The organism is Pseudomonas sp. BS3782 TE3695 (assembly GCF_050435305.1).
Classification (GTDB): domain Bacteria; phylum Pseudomonadota; class Gammaproteobacteria; order Pseudomonadales; family Pseudomonadaceae; genus Aquipseudomonas.
On sequence record NZ_JBNDKB010000001.1, the window covers coordinates 5286538 to 5301697 of the forward strand.

General features: G+C 58.9%; 18 protein-coding genes and 1 pseudogene. 7 read left to right on the plus strand and 12 right to left on the minus strand.

What is annotated here, in order from left to right; translation table 11 throughout:
- Window positions 1-3 precede the first annotated feature (3 nt).
- From ABH909_RS23795 to ABH909_RS23805, 3 genes and pseudogenes are all read left to right on the plus strand, one after another.
- A complete protein-coding gene (locus ABH909_RS23795; RefSeq protein ID WP_429437780.1) occupies window positions 4-828 on the plus strand; it encodes an ion transporter in 825 nt (274 codons plus the stop codon).
- A 182-nt stretch (window positions 829-1010) separates the two neighbouring features.
- Window positions 1011-2009, plus strand: coding sequence for a sulfate ABC transporter substrate-binding protein (locus ABH909_RS23800; protein WP_429437782.1), 999 nt, complete (start codon window positions 1011-1013; stop codon window positions 2007-2009).
- 316 nt (window positions 2010-2325) lie between these two features.
- A pseudogene (locus ABH909_RS23805) lies at window positions 2326-3532 on the plus strand (MFS transporter).
- Between the two features lie 90 nt (window positions 3533-3622).
- On the opposite strand, the gene ABH909_RS23810 reads toward ABH909_RS23805, so the two are convergent.
- Together ABH909_RS23810 and ABH909_RS23815 are read right to left on the minus strand one after the other, a co-directional pair.
- On the minus strand, window positions 3623-4027 hold the full coding sequence (locus ABH909_RS23810) for a type II toxin-antitoxin system HicB family antitoxin (protein WP_429437785.1): 405 nt from the start codon (window positions 4025-4027) through the stop codon (window positions 3623-3625).
- Window positions 4027-4239 (minus strand): type II toxin-antitoxin system HicA family toxin, encoded by a 213-nt coding sequence (locus tag ABH909_RS23815; protein ID WP_427626725.1) that lies wholly within the window; start codon window positions 4237-4239, stop codon window positions 4027-4029. The genes ABH909_RS23810 and ABH909_RS23815 overlap by 1 nt, the downstream gene beginning before the upstream one ends.
- A gap of 243 nt (window positions 4240-4482) precedes the next feature.
- On the opposite strand from ABH909_RS23815, the gene ABH909_RS23820 reads away from it, so the two are divergent.
- Together ABH909_RS23820 and ABH909_RS23825 are read left to right on the plus strand one after the other, a co-directional pair.
- Window positions 4483-4950: a helix-turn-helix domain-containing protein gene (locus tag ABH909_RS23820; protein ID WP_008073029.1), complete on the plus strand. Its 468-nt coding sequence runs from the start codon at window positions 4483-4485 to the stop codon at window positions 4948-4950.
- Window positions 4947-5522, plus strand: coding sequence for a PIN domain-containing protein (locus ABH909_RS23825; RefSeq protein WP_429437788.1), 576 nt, complete (start codon window positions 4947-4949; stop codon window positions 5520-5522). Before ABH909_RS23820 ends, ABH909_RS23825 begins: the two co-directional genes overlap by 4 nt.
- A 57-nt stretch (window positions 5523-5579) precedes the next feature.
- Here ABH909_RS23825 and ABH909_RS23830 read toward each other — a convergent pair whose 3' ends face one another.
- The 10 genes from ABH909_RS23830 to ccmA form a co-directional block, all read right to left on the minus strand.
- Window positions 5580-5984, minus strand: a complete 405-nt coding sequence (locus ABH909_RS23830) for a hypothetical protein (protein ID WP_123496081.1) — start codon at window positions 5982-5984, stop codon at window positions 5580-5582.
- Window positions 5985-5998: 14 nt separating this feature from the next.
- Entirely contained in the window at window positions 5999-7201 is a 1203-nt protein-coding gene (gene ccmI, locus ABH909_RS23835) for a c-type cytochrome biogenesis protein CcmI (protein ID WP_429437790.1), read from the minus strand.
- Window positions 7194-7667 (minus strand): cytochrome c-type biogenesis protein, encoded by a 474-nt coding sequence (locus ABH909_RS23840; RefSeq protein ID WP_429437793.1) that lies wholly within the window; start codon window positions 7665-7667, stop codon window positions 7194-7196. The genes ccmI and ABH909_RS23840 overlap by 8 nt, the downstream gene beginning before the upstream one ends.
- The gene (locus tag ABH909_RS23845) at window positions 7664-8200 is read right to left on the minus strand and encodes a DsbE family thiol:disulfide interchange protein (protein ID WP_008073023.1); all 537 of its coding nucleotides are present in this window, start codon (window positions 8198-8200) and stop codon (window positions 7664-7666) included. Before ABH909_RS23845 ends, ABH909_RS23840 begins: the two co-directional genes overlap by 4 nt.
- Window positions 8197-10185: a heme lyase CcmF/NrfE family subunit gene (locus ABH909_RS23850; RefSeq protein WP_429437795.1), complete on the minus strand. Its 1989-nt coding sequence runs from the start codon at window positions 10183-10185 to the stop codon at window positions 8197-8199. Before ABH909_RS23850 ends, ABH909_RS23845 begins: the two co-directional genes overlap by 4 nt.
- A 3-nt stretch (window positions 10186-10188) precedes the next feature.
- Window positions 10189-10644: a cytochrome c maturation protein CcmE gene (gene ccmE, locus ABH909_RS23855; RefSeq protein ID WP_237882946.1), complete on the minus strand. Its 456-nt coding sequence runs from the start codon at window positions 10642-10644 to the stop codon at window positions 10189-10191.
- Window positions 10641-10817, minus strand: coding sequence for a heme exporter protein CcmD (ccmD, locus tag ABH909_RS23860; protein ID WP_007894243.1), 177 nt, complete (start codon window positions 10815-10817; stop codon window positions 10641-10643). The genes ccmE and ccmD overlap by 4 nt, the downstream gene beginning before the upstream one ends.
- Window positions 10814-11569 (minus strand): heme ABC transporter permease, encoded by a 756-nt coding sequence (locus ABH909_RS23865; protein WP_192345730.1) that lies wholly within the window; start codon window positions 11567-11569, stop codon window positions 10814-10816. The genes ccmD and ABH909_RS23865 overlap by 4 nt, the downstream gene beginning before the upstream one ends.
- A gap of 94 nt (window positions 11570-11663) precedes the next feature.
- Entirely contained in the window at window positions 11664-12332 is a 669-nt protein-coding gene (gene ccmB / locus ABH909_RS23870) for a heme exporter protein CcmB (RefSeq protein ID WP_008072659.1), read from the minus strand.
- Entirely contained in the window at window positions 12329-12964 is a 636-nt protein-coding gene (ccmA, locus tag ABH909_RS23875) for a cytochrome c biogenesis heme-transporting ATPase CcmA (protein WP_429437799.1), read from the minus strand. Before ccmA ends, ccmB begins: the two co-directional genes overlap by 4 nt.
- Window positions 12965-13160: 196 nt before the next feature.
- Here ccmA and ABH909_RS23880 point away from each other — a divergent pair, with 196 nt between their 5' ends.
- Window positions 13161-14735, plus strand: a complete 1575-nt coding sequence (locus tag ABH909_RS23880; protein ID WP_429437802.1) for a flagellar hook-length control protein FliK — start codon at window positions 13161-13163, stop codon at window positions 14733-14735.
- On the plus strand, window positions 14732-15061 hold the full coding sequence (locus ABH909_RS23885) for an EscU/YscU/HrcU family type III secretion system export apparatus switch protein (RefSeq protein WP_429437804.1): 330 nt from the start codon (window positions 14732-14734) through the stop codon (window positions 15059-15061). Before ABH909_RS23880 ends, ABH909_RS23885 begins: the two co-directional genes overlap by 4 nt.
- The last annotated feature ends 99 nt before the right edge of the window (window positions 15062-15160 follow it).

Here is a 15160-nt window from a genome sequence, read left to right on the forward strand (position 1 = left end):
TCCATGGACAGCAATAAAAACTGGCGTGAAGACCTTTACGTCATCATTTTCCAATCCGATACCCCGGCCGGTCGCCGCTTCGACAGCATTCTGCTGCTGATCATCCTGGCAAGCCTGGTGATCGTGGTTCTGGACAGTATCGACAGCGTCCACCAGAACTATGCTGACCTATTGGCGTACATCGAATGGGGCTTCACCATCGTTTTCGCCATCGAATACGGTCTGCGCCTGTACTGCTCGCCCAAGCCGCTGCGCTATGCATTCAGCTTCTATGGGCTGGTGGACTTGCTGGCAATTGTGCCCGGCATTCTTGCGTTGTATTACAGCGATGCGCAGTACCTGCTGATTATCCGGATCATCCGGATGCTGCGGATTTTCCGCGTGCTCAAGCTCAGCCCGTACCTGAAGCAAGCCAACTATTTGATGACGGCGTTACGCGGCAGCAAGCAGAAGATCGTGGTGTTTCTGCTCAGCGTCAGCACCCTGGTGACGGTGTTCGGCACGCTGATGTACGTGATCGAAGGCCCGGAACATGGTTTCACCAGCATCCCCAAAGGCATCTATTGGGCCATCGTCACACTGACCACTGTGGGCTTCGGCGACATCGTGCCCAAGACGCCGCTGGGTCAGGTAGTTTCGTCGCTGGTGATGATCACCGGTTACTCGATCATCGCCGTGCCCACAGGGATCTTCACCGCGGAACTGGCTAACGCCATGCGCGGCGAACAATTGCAACACGATTGCCCGACTTGCAAGAAAAACAGCCACGAACACGGCGCCGCATTTTGCTCGCGTTGCGGCAATGCGCTGTTCAAGAAACTGGAATAAGCAAAGTGCTTTTTAATCTTTAAAGGACTATGCGAGCCCGGCTATAGTCGCTGCCTTTGATAACTGACAAATAACCTGTAGGAGTTGCCGCAGGCTGCGATCTTTTGATCTTGCTCTTGAAAATCAAGATCAAAAGATCGCAGCCTGCGGCAGCTCCTACATAACAGAACAAGGAATGCGCAGTGAAAAAACTCTTTGGCGCCTCACTTCTGGCCGCTGGGCTGGCCCTGGGCAGCGTGGCACAGGCTGCACCGACCCTGCTTAACGTTTCCTACGACGTGATGCGAGATTTCTACAAGGACTACAACGCTGCCTTCCAGAAGCACTGGCAAGCCGAGCACAACGAAAACATCACGGTGCAAATGTCCTTCGGCGGCTCCAGCAAACAGGCGCGTTCAGTGATCGATGGTCTGCCGGCTGACGTCATCACCATGAACATGGCCACCGACATCAATGCCCTGGCAGACAACGGCAAACTGGTCCCGGACAACTGGGTCACGCGCCTGCCAAACAACAGCGCGCCATTCACCTCGGCCACCGTGTTCATCGTGCGCAAAGGCAACCCGAAAGCCCTGAAAGACTGGCCGGACCTGCTCAAGGACGGCGTGCAAGTGATCGTCCCTAACCCGAAAACCTCGGGCAACGGCCGCTACACCTACCTTTCGGCCTGGGGTTATGTACTGAAAAACGGCGGTGACGAGAACAAGGCCAAAGCTTTCGTCGGCAAACTGTTCAAACAAGCGCCAGTGTTGGATACCGGCGGCCGTGCAGCGACCACCACGTTCATGACCAACCAGATCGGCGACGTGCTGGTGACCTTCGAAAACGAAGCGGAAATGATTGCGCGTGAGTTTGGCCGCGACCAGTTCGAAGTGATCTACCCAAGCGTTTCCGCTGAGGCAGAACCGCCCGTGTCCGTGGTCGACAAAGTGGTCGAGAAAAAAGGCACTCGCGCTGCTGCCGAGAAATATTTGAAGTACCTGTGGTCGCCGGAAGGTCAAGAGATTGCGGCGGCCAACTACCTGCGTCCGCGTGATCCGGCGGTATTGGCCAAGTACACCGATCGTTTCCCGAAGGTTGATTTCCTTTCGGTGGAGAAGACCTTTGGTGACTGGCGCACTGTGCAGAAGACCCACTTCAATGATGGCGGGGTTTTTGATCAGATTTACAGCGGTCAGTAATTCTGAGGCCAATGAAAAGGCGACCTTCATAGGTCGCCTTTTTTGTAGGAGCTGCCGAAGGCTGCGATCTTTTGATTTTGATTTTCAGATCAAGGTCAAAAGATCGCAGCCTTCGGCAGCTCCTACGGGAGATTGCGTCATGCTGTTACATCGGAGGGGTCCTTGCCCGCCGCAATCGAGCATGCAATCGGTTCAAATAAACGGCCTCTCTCTATCATTCTTCAGAGGCATGATGACTATCACCCTATTCCCCCTTCCGCAGCTCCAGCCAGCCGATTAGCCTCTGCGCATTCCTTTTTGTTCAACGAGCCCCGTTATGAATCCAACGACTCAGGTGTCCCTCGGCGCCGCGACAATGACCCCAGGGATGGTGCTGCTCTTTGCCTTCTGTTGCGGCGCTATCGTGGCCAATATCTACTACGCCCAGCCGATCATCGGTCTGATCGCGCCGGACATCGGCCTGACCGACACCATGGCCAGCCTGATCGTTTCGCTGACGCAGATTGGTTATGCGTTAGGCCTGTTCTTTCTGGTGCCGTTGGGTGATCTGCTGGAAAACCGCCGTTTGATGATCATCACCACCGTGGTGGCGATTGCCAGTTTGCTGGGCGCGGCGTTCACCGACCAGCCGAACGTGTTTTTGCTCATCTCGTTGCTGGTGGGGTTCAGCTCGGTGTCGGTACAGATCCTGATTCCACTGGCCGCTCATCTGGCGCCCGAAGAATCGCGCGGCCGCGTGGTCGGCGGTATCATGGGTGGTTTGCTGCTGGGGATTCTGCTGGCTCGACCGGTATCCAGCGTAATAGCCGACCACTTCGGCTGGCGTGCGATGTTCATCATCGCTGCGGTATTGATGGCGGCCATCAGCATGGTTCTGGCCTTGACCATCCCCAAGCGCCAGCCTGATCACAGTGCTTCTTATGGTCAGTTGTTGGGTTCGCTCTGGACGCTATTGCGTCAGCAGCGCGGTGTTACGTCAGCGCGCGTTTTACCAAGCCTGCATGTTCGCCACCTTCAGCCTGTTCTGGACTGCAGTGCCGCTGGAACTGTCGCGCAATCATGGCTTGTCGCAAACCCAGATCGCGATCTTCGCCCTGGTCGGCGCCATCGGTGCGATTGCCGCCCCCATCGCCGGTCGATTGGCGGATGCCGGCCACACCCGCATCGCCTCGCTGCTGGCCCTGCTATTCGCCAGCCTGAGCTTCCTGCCCGCCTTCATCCACCCGGTCTACAGCGTTATCGGCCTGGCCGTGACGGGGGTGGTGCTGGATTTCTGCGTGCAGATGAACATGGTCCTTGGCCAACGAGCGGTCTACACCCTCGACGCCAAAAGCCGCGGACGTCTGAATGCGCTGTACATGACCAGCATCTTCATCGGCGGCGCGTTTGGTTCTTCGGTGGCCAGCGCGGTGTATGAGCATGGCGGCTGGCTGTGGATCGTGATTGTGGGTAGTGCGTTTCCACTGTTGGCGTTGTTGCGGTTTTTGAGTGTTTCGCAAAGGCGTTCGTTGGCAACGGCTTAGGACGCTAAAAGCTTCGCGGGCAAGCCTCGCTCCCACATTTAGGGGTAATGGTTTGAGGCTTGCCCGCGAAGGCGATTCGACTGATACCACTCAATGCCGAACCAGCTTCTCCATCGCCGCATCCGCGAGAAAGGAGGAGCGACTTTTGACATTGTGCTCTCGCACATAGCGGTCAATGCGCTGGATCACGTAGCCAGGCAGCGTCACGTTGACTTTCTCGGTCTTGCCCAGATACGGCGAGATGTCGAGTTCCAGCATCCCCCAACCCATGTCGGCAAATTCCGGATTCACGCGGTGCGCAGCCGCTGAGGTCGGCATCGGAATTGACTCCCCGCCTGCCATGATCTCCTGCAACATGATGTGGGCAATTTCGACCGCCGCGTTGTAAGCCTCTTCAAACGTATCCCCGGCCGTAACGGCACCAGGAATATCGGGGATCTGAATACCGATGGCGGTGTTCTCGTCGCCCCACTCGATACAGATTGGATATTGCATTATGGATCTCCTGCCAAACTGGCTCCCGGGCAATAAAGCCCGGCTCGCCTCCTGATGCTTTTGACCGTCCCGACCGGCAAATCCTTCTTCGGATGAGGGACGGGTATCGTGTAAGGGTTGTAACGGTGAGTGAAAATGTGATGACTGCCGGTGACCCGGTCCAGTGTCCAGCCCGCCTCTATCAGTTCCTTGATCAATAACCTGCTCTGCACCACCAGCCTCCTTGCTCCCGCCCAACAAAAAATAACCCTAGAGTTACTTTTACTCAAGCACAAAAACCCGGATCACGACGCTCGGTTGTTTTACAGGGTGTTGATTTGATCGGACTTGCGAGGGCTGTCAATTAAATGCAGACCTTGCTGGCAAAGGAGCCTTAAACAAGTTCATTTTTCGTTTATTGCGATTTTCGTTTGATTCGAATAGCCTTTCAGCATCGCTATTGTAGGAATTTCATCATGTCCCTAGTCATCCACCCTCCGATCAATTTGCCCATGGCACGCGAAGTTCAGGCCGCCATCGAAGGCCAGCGCGCCCTCGCTGCCTATCTCGCGACTCAATTCGAAACCCAACGCATCCAGATTTTCGACGAGCAGAATGAAGCTCACAGCGTCGAACTGCCCACCTCAGCCCTGCGATTGCTGGTCGACATCCTCGCTGCATTGGCTGAAGGCAATGCGGTAAAGGTCGTCCCGGTTCACGCGGAACTGACCACCCAGGAAGCGGCGGACTTGCTCAATGTCTCACGCCCGCATCTGATCAAACTGCTGGAATCCGGCGAGTTGTCCTACCACAAAACCGGCAAGCACCGACGTGTGCGCTTTGCCGATTTGATGGACTATAAAAACCGGCGCGACACCGCCAGCGAGCAAGCAATGACGCTTCTCGCCGAGCAAGCACAAGCGTTAAGGACAGGATACGAGTGAGGCATTCCCCTTTTACCGCTGTATATGACGCATGTGTTCTGTACCCCGCCCCCTTGAGAGATTTTCTGATGTGGCTCGCGCTCTCAGGACGTTTCAGGGCGCGATGGTCACTGGAGATACACAACGAATGGAAGCGCAATCTGCTGAAAAACCGTCCGGACCTGACAACAGAGCAATTGGATCGCACGTCCGACTTAATGGATCAAGCCATACCCGATGCTTGCGTATCCGGTTACGAAAAGCTGATCGAAGGGCTCACACTGCCCGACATCGATGACCGACATGTTCTGGCTGTCGCCATACGCTGCAACGCCAGTGTCATCGTGACTTTTAATCAGAAAGACTTTCCCGATGAAACACTCGGACCTTTTGGTATCGAGGCCCAGCATCCTGACGAGTTCGTCGACAATCTCTTTGACCTGGACCCGGCAGCGGTTGTCGCGGCAGCACAACGGCAACGCAAACAGCTAAAGATGCCGCCGATGGATGTCGGTACCTATCTTGATCTGCTCTTTCGCCAAGGCCTGATTCGGTCGAGCAAGGCGTTGACCCACTATCGAGCTATTCTTTAATCGCCTTCCACAACCCCCCAAAAAGCAAAACGGCGATCCTCAGATCGCCGTTTCCATTCACTGCCCGAATTTTCTGCCTAACCCACCCGGCACGCCATGGATGTCCGTCTCTTCCCATGGCCCGTTCGGGCTGATCGAGCGGCTCCAGCCGTTGTTCCAGCGGTAGTAGGTGCGCTGGCGGTAGAAGGTGTTGGTTTGATCATCGAGCACGTAAACACCGAGTTTCGCGTCCCAATGGCTGTTGCCACCCGGTGGGGGGGCGAAGCTGGCGGAAGTGCGTGGAATCGGCTTGGACGGTTTGACCGGGATGCTCGGTTTGCTCGGTGTCGTCGTTGGAGGCGGTTTGGTGCTTGGACCCGAAGGCGGGATTGGCGGCAGCCGTGTGGGCTCGGGCTGCTGGACCGCACAGGCGCTTAACCCCAAAACCATACTGAGGAGAGTGATACGAGCGATGGCGGTCATGGTGGTGCTTCCTGTTATTTATCCGGGCTGTCGATGATCAGTTTTTGTTGCGCGGTGGTGCTGGTGGCCAAGGGTTGGCTACGACCGATCCATTCGCCGGCAGTCGGTTGGCCGGCGCGGGAGATGCGCGCAACCAGTTGGACTTCAGGGAAGTTCGACAGTTTCAACTGCGGCATCATGGCGTCGGCATCACCCAGCTCGACGGTTGCCGGCAAGTCGGCGACGGTCAGACGCTTGGCGGCCAGCGGCGCGGGTGGGCCGGAAATGGCGCGGGCGAAGATGAACACGCTGTCACCCGGCTGGACTTTGGCTTTCAGCTCTGGCGAAAGTTCGACTTGCACTTTGAGCAGCGCTGCAGTTTTGACTGCAGGCGCTTGGGCAACCTTGCCACCGCTGGCTTCCAGCTTCTCGGCGGCCCGAGTAATGCCGCCTTGCAGCGCGACGCGGGATTTATCATCCGGCGGCAGTTGCGTCAGCAGGCGATTCCAGTAGTCGATGGCGTCCTGATAACGCTCGCCTTCGAAGGCCGCGATGCCCAGCAGACCGAGGCTGGTGACTTCTTTCGGATCAGCTTTCAGCGCTTCGTCGGTCAAGGCCTGGACCTTGTCCGACCACTTCTTGCCGTCGGCAAAGTATTGCGCCTGGGCCCACTGCCCGAGCAGTTCCGGCTGCCGCCCGGCCAACGCCACGGTGCGTTCGAAGATCTTCGCCGCATCGCCCGGACGGTCCTGAGCCATGTAGGTACGGCCGAGAAAGTACAGGCCCTCGGCCGAGTCCGGTTGGGCGGCGACCGCACGCTCCAGTCGACGGGTCATCTCTTTCATCGACTGCGGAGCCTGGGCGAATTCGCGGGTCAGCTCGACTTTGTCGCTGGCGCCGAAATGCAGGTACAGCCCAAGGCCCAGCACCGGCACCAGAATCGCCGCCAGCAATGGCAACGGCTTGCCCAGACGCGACACCCGCGGCGCCTCGAGGCCTTCGGTGTCAGCGAGCAGTTCACGGGCAGCTTCGGCGCGGCCGGTGTCCATTTGTTCGGCGTTGAGCACGCCCTCTTCCTGCTGAGTCTGCAACTCAGCCACGCGCTCCTGATAAAGCGCGACGTTCAGCGCCGTACGGTCTTCTTCCAGCTGAGCGCGGCGCCCCCGCAGAACGGGGATCAGCAGAAAACTCAGGGCAACCAGGAGCAGCAGGCCTGCAGCGAGCCAGAAATCAATCATTCTTGGTTTTATCCAACAGGTGGTCGAGGCGCTCGCGCTCCTCGGCAGAAAGCGTGTCCGGGCTATCCGTGCGTTGCACGCGACGACGACGGACGATCACGGCGATGATCACAAAACCGCCCAGCAGCAGGCCGGCGGGGCCAAACCAGAGCAGTGCGGTTTTGGCGTTGAGGGCAGGTTTGTAACGGACGAAATCACCGTAGCGGTCGACCATGAAATCGATGATTTGCTGATTGTCCTTGCCCTCGCCGAGCATGCGAAAAATCTCTTTGCGCAGGTCGGCAGCGATCGGGGCATTGGAATCGGCGATGTCCTGATTCTGGCACTTGGGGCAACGCAGCTCTTTGGTCAGCTCGCGAAAACGCTCACGGTCGCCTTCTTTGGCGAACTCGTAAGTGTCGATGGCCGCATGGGCCATACCGGCCATGCTCAAACCCAGCACCGCGGCGGCAATCCAGCGCTTCATGGCTTGGCCTCGTCAACCAGCGCCTGATACTTGGCGGCCAGTTTTTCGCGCCAGACTTGTTCGTCGATCACGCCGACGAATTTGTCGCGGATGATGCCCTTGGCGTCGATGAAGAAAGTTTCCGGTGCGCCGTATACGCCGAGGTTCAGGCCCAGGGTGCCGGCATCGTCACGGATGTCCAGTTGATACGGGTTATGGAACTCGGCCAACCACTTCAAGGCATCGGCGTTGACGTCCTTGTAGTTGACGCCGTAGATCACCACGCCTTGCTGCGCCAATTTATTCAGCACCGGGTGCTCGACCCGGCAGGAAATGCACCAGGTGCCCCAGACGTTGACCAGTGCCGGTTTACCCAGAAGATCCGCTTTAGTCAGGGTTTTGTCACCCTGCACCGAGGGCAGCGAAAACTCCGGGAACGGTTTGTTGATCATCGCCGAAGGCAGCTCGGCCGGGTTCAGGTACAGACCCCGATACAGAAAAACAGCAACCACCAGAAAAATCGCCAGTGGCAACAGCATCAACCAACGTCTCATGCGGTGGCTCCCGTCATGCCGAGTGCTTCACGCACGCGGCTCTTCACCTTGACCCGATAACGGCGATCCAGCGCCGCCAGCAAACCGCCGAAACCTGTGAGCAACCCGCCAAACCAGATCCAGCGCACAAACGGTTTGACGTGTACCCGAACCGCCCAAGCCCCCTCGCCCAGCGGCTCGCCCAGCGCGACGTAAAGGTCACGGGTAAAACCGGCGTCGATCCCGGCTTCGGTCATCACCGAATTCTGCACGGTATAGAGGCGTTTTTCCGGGTGCAACACACTGATGACCTTGCCATCGCGGATCACCCGCACGGTGCCCTTGTCGGAGGTAAAATTCGGCCCTTCGAAGTGCTTGGCGCCTTCGAACACAAACTGATAACCGGCCAGGCTCATGGACTCACCCGGCGCTAGGCGCAGATCGCGCTCGGCACTGTTCTGGCTCGACAACACGACACCCAGCGCGCACACGGCAATGCCCAAATGCGCGATCTGCATGCCCCAATAGCTGCGGGTAAGGGTCGGCAGACCTTTGATCAAACCCTTGTGACGCGTTTTGTCGAAGATATCCCGCACACCGGCCAGCAACACCCAGGCAGCCAGCATGAACGTCGCCAGCACCGCCCAGTTGAAATCGCCGTAAGCGACACCCGCCACCACGGCCAGCGCAGCGCTGCCGAGCAACACCGGGGTCAACATGCTTATCAGCCATTTGACCGGCGTGTCTTTCCAGCGCACCAGCATGCCGACCGCCATCACCACCATCAGTATCGCCATCAACGGAATGAACAGCGCGTTGAAGTACGGCGGGCCGACCGACAGTTTGGCGCCGGTCATCGCGTCGAGGATCAGCGGATACAAGGTGCCCAGCAGGATCATCGAAGCGGCCACCACCAGCACCAGGTTATTGCCCAGCAATAGGGTTTCCCGGGACCAGAGGTTGAAGCCGACGTGGCTCTTGACCACCGGCGCGCGCAGGGCGAACAACGTCAGCGAACCACCGACCACAAACAGCAGGAAGATCAGGATGAACACACCGCGCTCAGGATCGGAGGCAAAGGCGTGAACCGACGTCAGCACGCCGGAACGTACCAGGAAAGTCCCGAGCAAACTCAATGAGAACGCGGCGATCGCCAGCAACACGGTCCAGCTCTTGAACACGCCACGTTTTTCCGTGACCGCCAACGAGTGAATCAGCGCCGTGCCCACCAGCCAAGGCATGAAGGATGCGTTCTCCACCGGGTCCCAGAACCACCAGCCGCCCCAGCCGAGTTCGTAGTACGCCCACCATGAACCGAGGGTGATACCGATACCGAGGAAGGCCCAGGCGACGATGGTCCACGGACGGGACCAGCGCGCCCACGCCGCATCAAGACGACCGCCCAGCAGTGCGGCAATAGCGAAAGCGAAAGCCACGGAGAAACCGACGTACCCCATGTACAACATCGGTGGGTGAACGATCAGGCCGATGTCTTGCAGCAGTGGATTGAGGTCGCGGCCATCCGTCGGCATCTGCGGCAGGATGCGCTTGAACGGGTTGGAGGTCATGATCAGAAACAGCAGAAAACCGGTGCTGATCATGCCCATCACGGCCAATACGCGAGCGAGCATCACCTGCGGCAACTGCCGGGAGAACACCGACACCGCGAAGGTCCAGCCGCCGAGGATCAATGCCCACAGCAGCAACGAACCTTCGTGAGCGCCCCAGACCGCGCTGAATTTGTAGTACCACGGCAAGGCGCTGTTGGAGTTGCTGGCCACGTAAGCGACGGAGAAGTCGTCCGCCATGAACGCGTAAGTCAGGCAACCGAAAGCGAACAGCAAAAACGCGAACTGCCCCCATGCTGCGGGCTGAGCCAGGCTCATCCACAGACGGTCGCCACGCCAGGCACCGAGCAACGGCACCACGGCTTGAACCAGCGCGAAACACAGCGCCAGGATCATGGCCAAATGGCCGAGTTCGGGGATAAAGATGCCGGAAGTCATCGATCAACCCTCCTTCGCGGGTGTGGGGGCGGATTGACCACTGTCTTTCAGCGCCTTGGTCACTTCCGGCGGCATGTACTTCTCGTCGTGCTTGGCCAGCACTTCATCAGCCACCACCACGCCATCAGCGTTGAGCTTGCCGAGGGCGACGATGCCCTGCCCTTCGCGGAACAGGTCCGGGAGGATGCCGCGGTAGCTGATGGTCACGGATTTGTTGAAGTCGGTGACGATGAATTTCACGTCCAGGGAATCGCCGGAACGTTGCAGCGAACCCGCCTCGACCATGCCGCCCGCACGGATGCGCGTGTCTTGCGGGGCTTCGCCGTTGGCGATCTGGGTCGGGGTGTAAAACAGATTGATGTTCTGCTGAAGGGCGCTCAGGGCCAGGCCAACGGCAGCGCCGACACCGACCAGAATCGCGAGGATGATGATAAGACGCTTTTTACGCAGCGGATTCACTTGCCGTTCTCCCGGCGCAGACGACGCGCCTCTTGTTGCAGATACCGCTTGCGGGCCAGGATCGGCGCCGCCACGTTGAGGGCCAGCACCGCCAGGCTTATGCCATAGGCTGACCAGACATACAGGCCGTGATGGCCCATGGCGAGAAAGTCGCCGAATGAAGCGAAACTCATCGAGCGGCCTCCAGACTGTTCTGCACTTCGGTTTTCACCCAGCTCGCCCGGGCTTCGCGCTTGAGCACTTCAAGGCGCATGCGCAGCAACAGCACCGCGCCGAAGAAACAGTAGAAACCCAGCGCCGACAGCAGCAGCGGAAGCCACATCTCGGCGGGCATCGCCGGTTTTTCGGTGAGGGTGAAGGTCGCGCCCTGGTGCAGGGTGTTCCACCACTCCACCGAGTATTTAATGATCGGGATGTTGATCACGCCGACGATTGCCAGCACCGCGCAGGCCTTGGCCGCACTGTCACGATTGCTGATGGCGTTGCCCAGCGCAATAAGACCGAAGTACAGAAACAGCAGAATAAGCATGGACGTAAGTCGCGCATCCCAGACCCACCACGAACCCCAGGTCGGTTTGCCCCAGATCGCGCCGGTGACCAGCGCCACGGCAGTCATCCAGGCACCAATCGGCGCGGCGCATTGCAGGGCGACGTCGGCCAGTTTCATCTTCCAGACCAGCCCGACGATGCCGCACACGGCCAGCATCACATAGATGGACTGCGCCAGCATGGCGGCGGGAACGTGGATATAGATGATGCGAAAGCTGTTGCCTTGCTGATAGTCCGGCGGCGCGAAGGCCAACCCCCAAACCACGCCGATGCTGATCAGCAGCAACGCCGCGACGCTCAGCCACGGCAGCAGTTTGCCACTGATGCCGTAAAACCATTTGGGCGAGCCGAGCTTATGAAACCAGGTCCAGTTCATTGCTGTTTCCATCACGGGTGCTCTTCGCTTTGAAGAGCCAAGGGTCCTGCCTTTCATCAAAAGAAGTGATCAACTTTTGACCAGGGCCTCATTATTATTCGCCGACGCTGATCTTCAGGCCAGCAGCTATTGCAAAAGGTGTCAGGGTTATCGCCAGGGCGGTCAGGCTACCAAGCCACAAGAGATAACCGGTCGCCGGCATGCCCTGCAATGCCGCCTGCAAGGCGCCACTGCCGAGAATCAACACCGGGATGTACAGCGGCAGAATCAGCAGCGCCAATAACAGGCCACCGCGCTTCAATCCTACCGTCAACGCCGCGCCCACCGCACCGAGCAGGCTCAGCACCGGTGTACCGAGCAATAAAGAAAGCAGCAACACCGGCAGACAGGCGGCAGGCAAACCAAGCATCAACGCCAGCAAGGGTGCGAGCAAAACCAGCGCCAGGCCGGAAAACGCCCAGTGTGCCAGCACCTTGGCCAAAACCAGAATAGGCAGGGGGTGCGGCGAAAGGACCCACTGCTCAAGCGATCCGTCTTCGAAATCACTGCGAAAGAGCCCGTCCAGCGAGAGCAAGACCGATAAAAGCGCCGCCACCCAGACCAGCCCCGGGGACAAGGTTTGCAACAATTGAGGCCCGGCGCCGACCGCCAACGGGAACAAAGAGACCACGATGGCGAAGAACACCAGCGGATTCGCCAATTCGGCAGGACGGCGGAACAGCAAACGTGCCTCGCGGGCGACCAACAGGCCGAAAACACTCATACGGCCCAGTTCCCCAAATCAATGTCACGATAGCCGGCAGGCATCCGGGTTAACGTGTGGTGAGTGGTGAGAACCACCATGCCCCCCCGCTCGCAGTGCGACGCCAGGTGTTCTTCGAGTTGCGCCACGCCTTGTTTGTCGAGCGCGGTGAACGGTTCATCGAGGATCCAAAGCGACGGGCTGTCCAGATACAACCGTGCCAACGCGACGCGGCGTTGCTGGCCGGCAGACAGGGTATGGCACGGAACATCCTCGAAACCACGCAGCCCCACCGCCGACAGCGCCTGCCAGATCGCCTCATGGGAGGCCGGTTGATGCAAGGCGCAGAGCCAACTGAGGTTTTCCTCGGGGGTCAGCAGGTCCTTGATGCCGGCGGCATGGCCAATCCACAACAGGTTGCGCGCCAGTTCGCTGCGCTGTTCGTTCAGTGGCAAGCCGTTGAGCAGCACCTGCCCGGCAGTCGGGTGCATCAAACCGCAAAGCAGACGTAAAAGACTGGTCTTGCCGCTGCCGTTGGGGCCGCTGATCTGTACCATTTCGCCACTGGCCAGTCTCAATTCGAGATTTTCGAAGAGCAGCCGAAGGTCTCGCTCACAGGCAAGGGCAACGGTTTGCAGGACAGGACTGGTCAAGAGATCACGGGCCTTTTGCGGTTCAAGTCGGCGGCAGGGCGGCCGCTAAAGAGATGCAGCATAGATGCATTGGCGGCTTGTTCTAGAGAGCCAGGTCAAACAAATGCAATGTTTTCGCCACTCCCCGAAGACGGGCGGCATTATACATGCCATGCCCTACTCTAAAGAGTGCATTTTCCTCAGGTTGTGACCGCGTATGACAGGCGAAATGAACATCCTCCCGCTGCCGCCGACCACACCCGCGACTTCGCGGCCGCTGGTGGTGAGTGGTGACCTACTCAAGCTGCTGACGCCGATGGAGGGCCTGATCAGCGCCGGTCAGACTGCCAAGGCCGAAGTGCTATCGCTCAAGCAGATGGATCAGACCTTTCAACTGTTGCTCAAGGTCACCCTCGACAGCGGTCGCCAGACCACGGTCCAGGCCACCAGTACTCAGCCGTTGCCCCAAGGCACCAGCCTGGCGATTACCCAGCCATCGGCGGGCAACCTGGCGGTCACGGTGCAACAGGCCATCACTTCCAGCGTCGCGACACTCACCCGCATTGACACGACGCAACTACCGGTCGGCACCTTGCTGCAAGGCAAAGTGCTGACCTCTCAGGTGATGCCGCAGGTGCCGGGTCAGCCGACGGTGTTTCGCTCAATGGTGAGCCTGCTCAATACCGCGCTGAGTGGCAGCACGCTGAGCATCGACAGCCCGACGCCACTGCGCATCGGCACCTTGCTGAGCGCCTTGGTGCAAGACACCCAGACCCTGAAGTTCGTCCCGTTGAGCAGCCGGCAGGAACAGTTGGCGGTGACGCAGCAATTGGTCAGCCAGAAAAGTCGCCAGGGCTCTTTGGATGGCTTGCTCAAAGTCCTGCAAAACCTGCCGCCATCGGATCAGACCTCCAGCGACCTGCGCGCCGCCGTGGACAAATTGCTCGCCGGCCTGCCGGACGTTCAGCAATTGAGTACACCCAAAGGTCTGGCCCAGGCGCTGGCCAACAGCGGTCTGTTCCTTGAAGCGAAACTGCTGACCGGACAAAACCCGACGCTGACACCAGACATGAAGGGCGACCTGCTCAAGCTGATCGCGCAACTGACGCAGGGATTGCCGGCCAATACCAATCTCAACGCGATCATCGCCGCCAATACACTGGCGCAAGCGCTGCCCAGCTTCGTGCGAAGCGCCCTCGGCATGTTGGGGCAAGTCAGCGCCAAACCATTGCCGACCAGTTTCCCGCTCCCGGAGCGTCTGCTGCAAAGTCAGGACGGTGAAAACGATTTGGAGCACTTGCTGCGTTTGGCAGCAGCGGCCGTTTCACGCCTGCAAAGCCATCAACTGTCGAGCCTGGAACAGACCGGCCTCACTGACGACGGTCGGCTGCTCAGCACCTGGCAACTGGAAATCCCCATGCGCAACCTGCAGGACATCGTGCCATTGCAGGTCAAATTCCAGCGCGAAGAAGCACCTGAGAAAGAACAACCGCACGAACGCCGCGACGAACACGAACCCAAGCAACAATTGTGGCGAGTCGATCTGGCGTTCGACATGGAACCGCTGGGGCCATTGCAGATTCAGGCGCAGCTGATCAAAGGCAGCCTCTCCAGTCAGCTATGGGCCGAACGGCCTTACACCGCCAGCCTGATCGAAAGCAATCTGGCCGGGCTGCGCGAACGGCTGCTGGCCTCAGGCCTGAACGTCGGCGATCTGGATTGCCACCTCGGCACACCGCCTCAGGGCCCCCAAACCCGCCTCGAACAACGCTGGGTCGACGAAACCGCATGAACCAATCCACCGCACCGCGCCAGGCCATCGCCCTCAAATACGACGGCACTCACGCCCCTACCCTCACGGCCAAAGGTGACGAGGAATTAGCGGAAGAAATTCTGCGGATCGCCCGTGATTACGAAGTGCCGATCTATGAAAACGCCGAGTTGGTGAGATTGCTGGCGCGGATGGAATTGGGGGAGAGTATTCCGCAGGAGTTGTATCGCACGATTGCCGAGATCATTGCGTTTGCGTGGAATTTGAAGGGTAAGTTTCCACAGGGTCATGATCCGCATGCGGTGATGGTCGTGAAGGATGTGGCTGATCGCGGGGATGATTACTGATGTGTTGAATGCAAAAAGATCGCAGCCTCGTTGCACTCGACAACTCCTACATTGGGGCGGTGTACGCTCTGTAGGAGCTGTCGAGTGCAACGAGGCTGC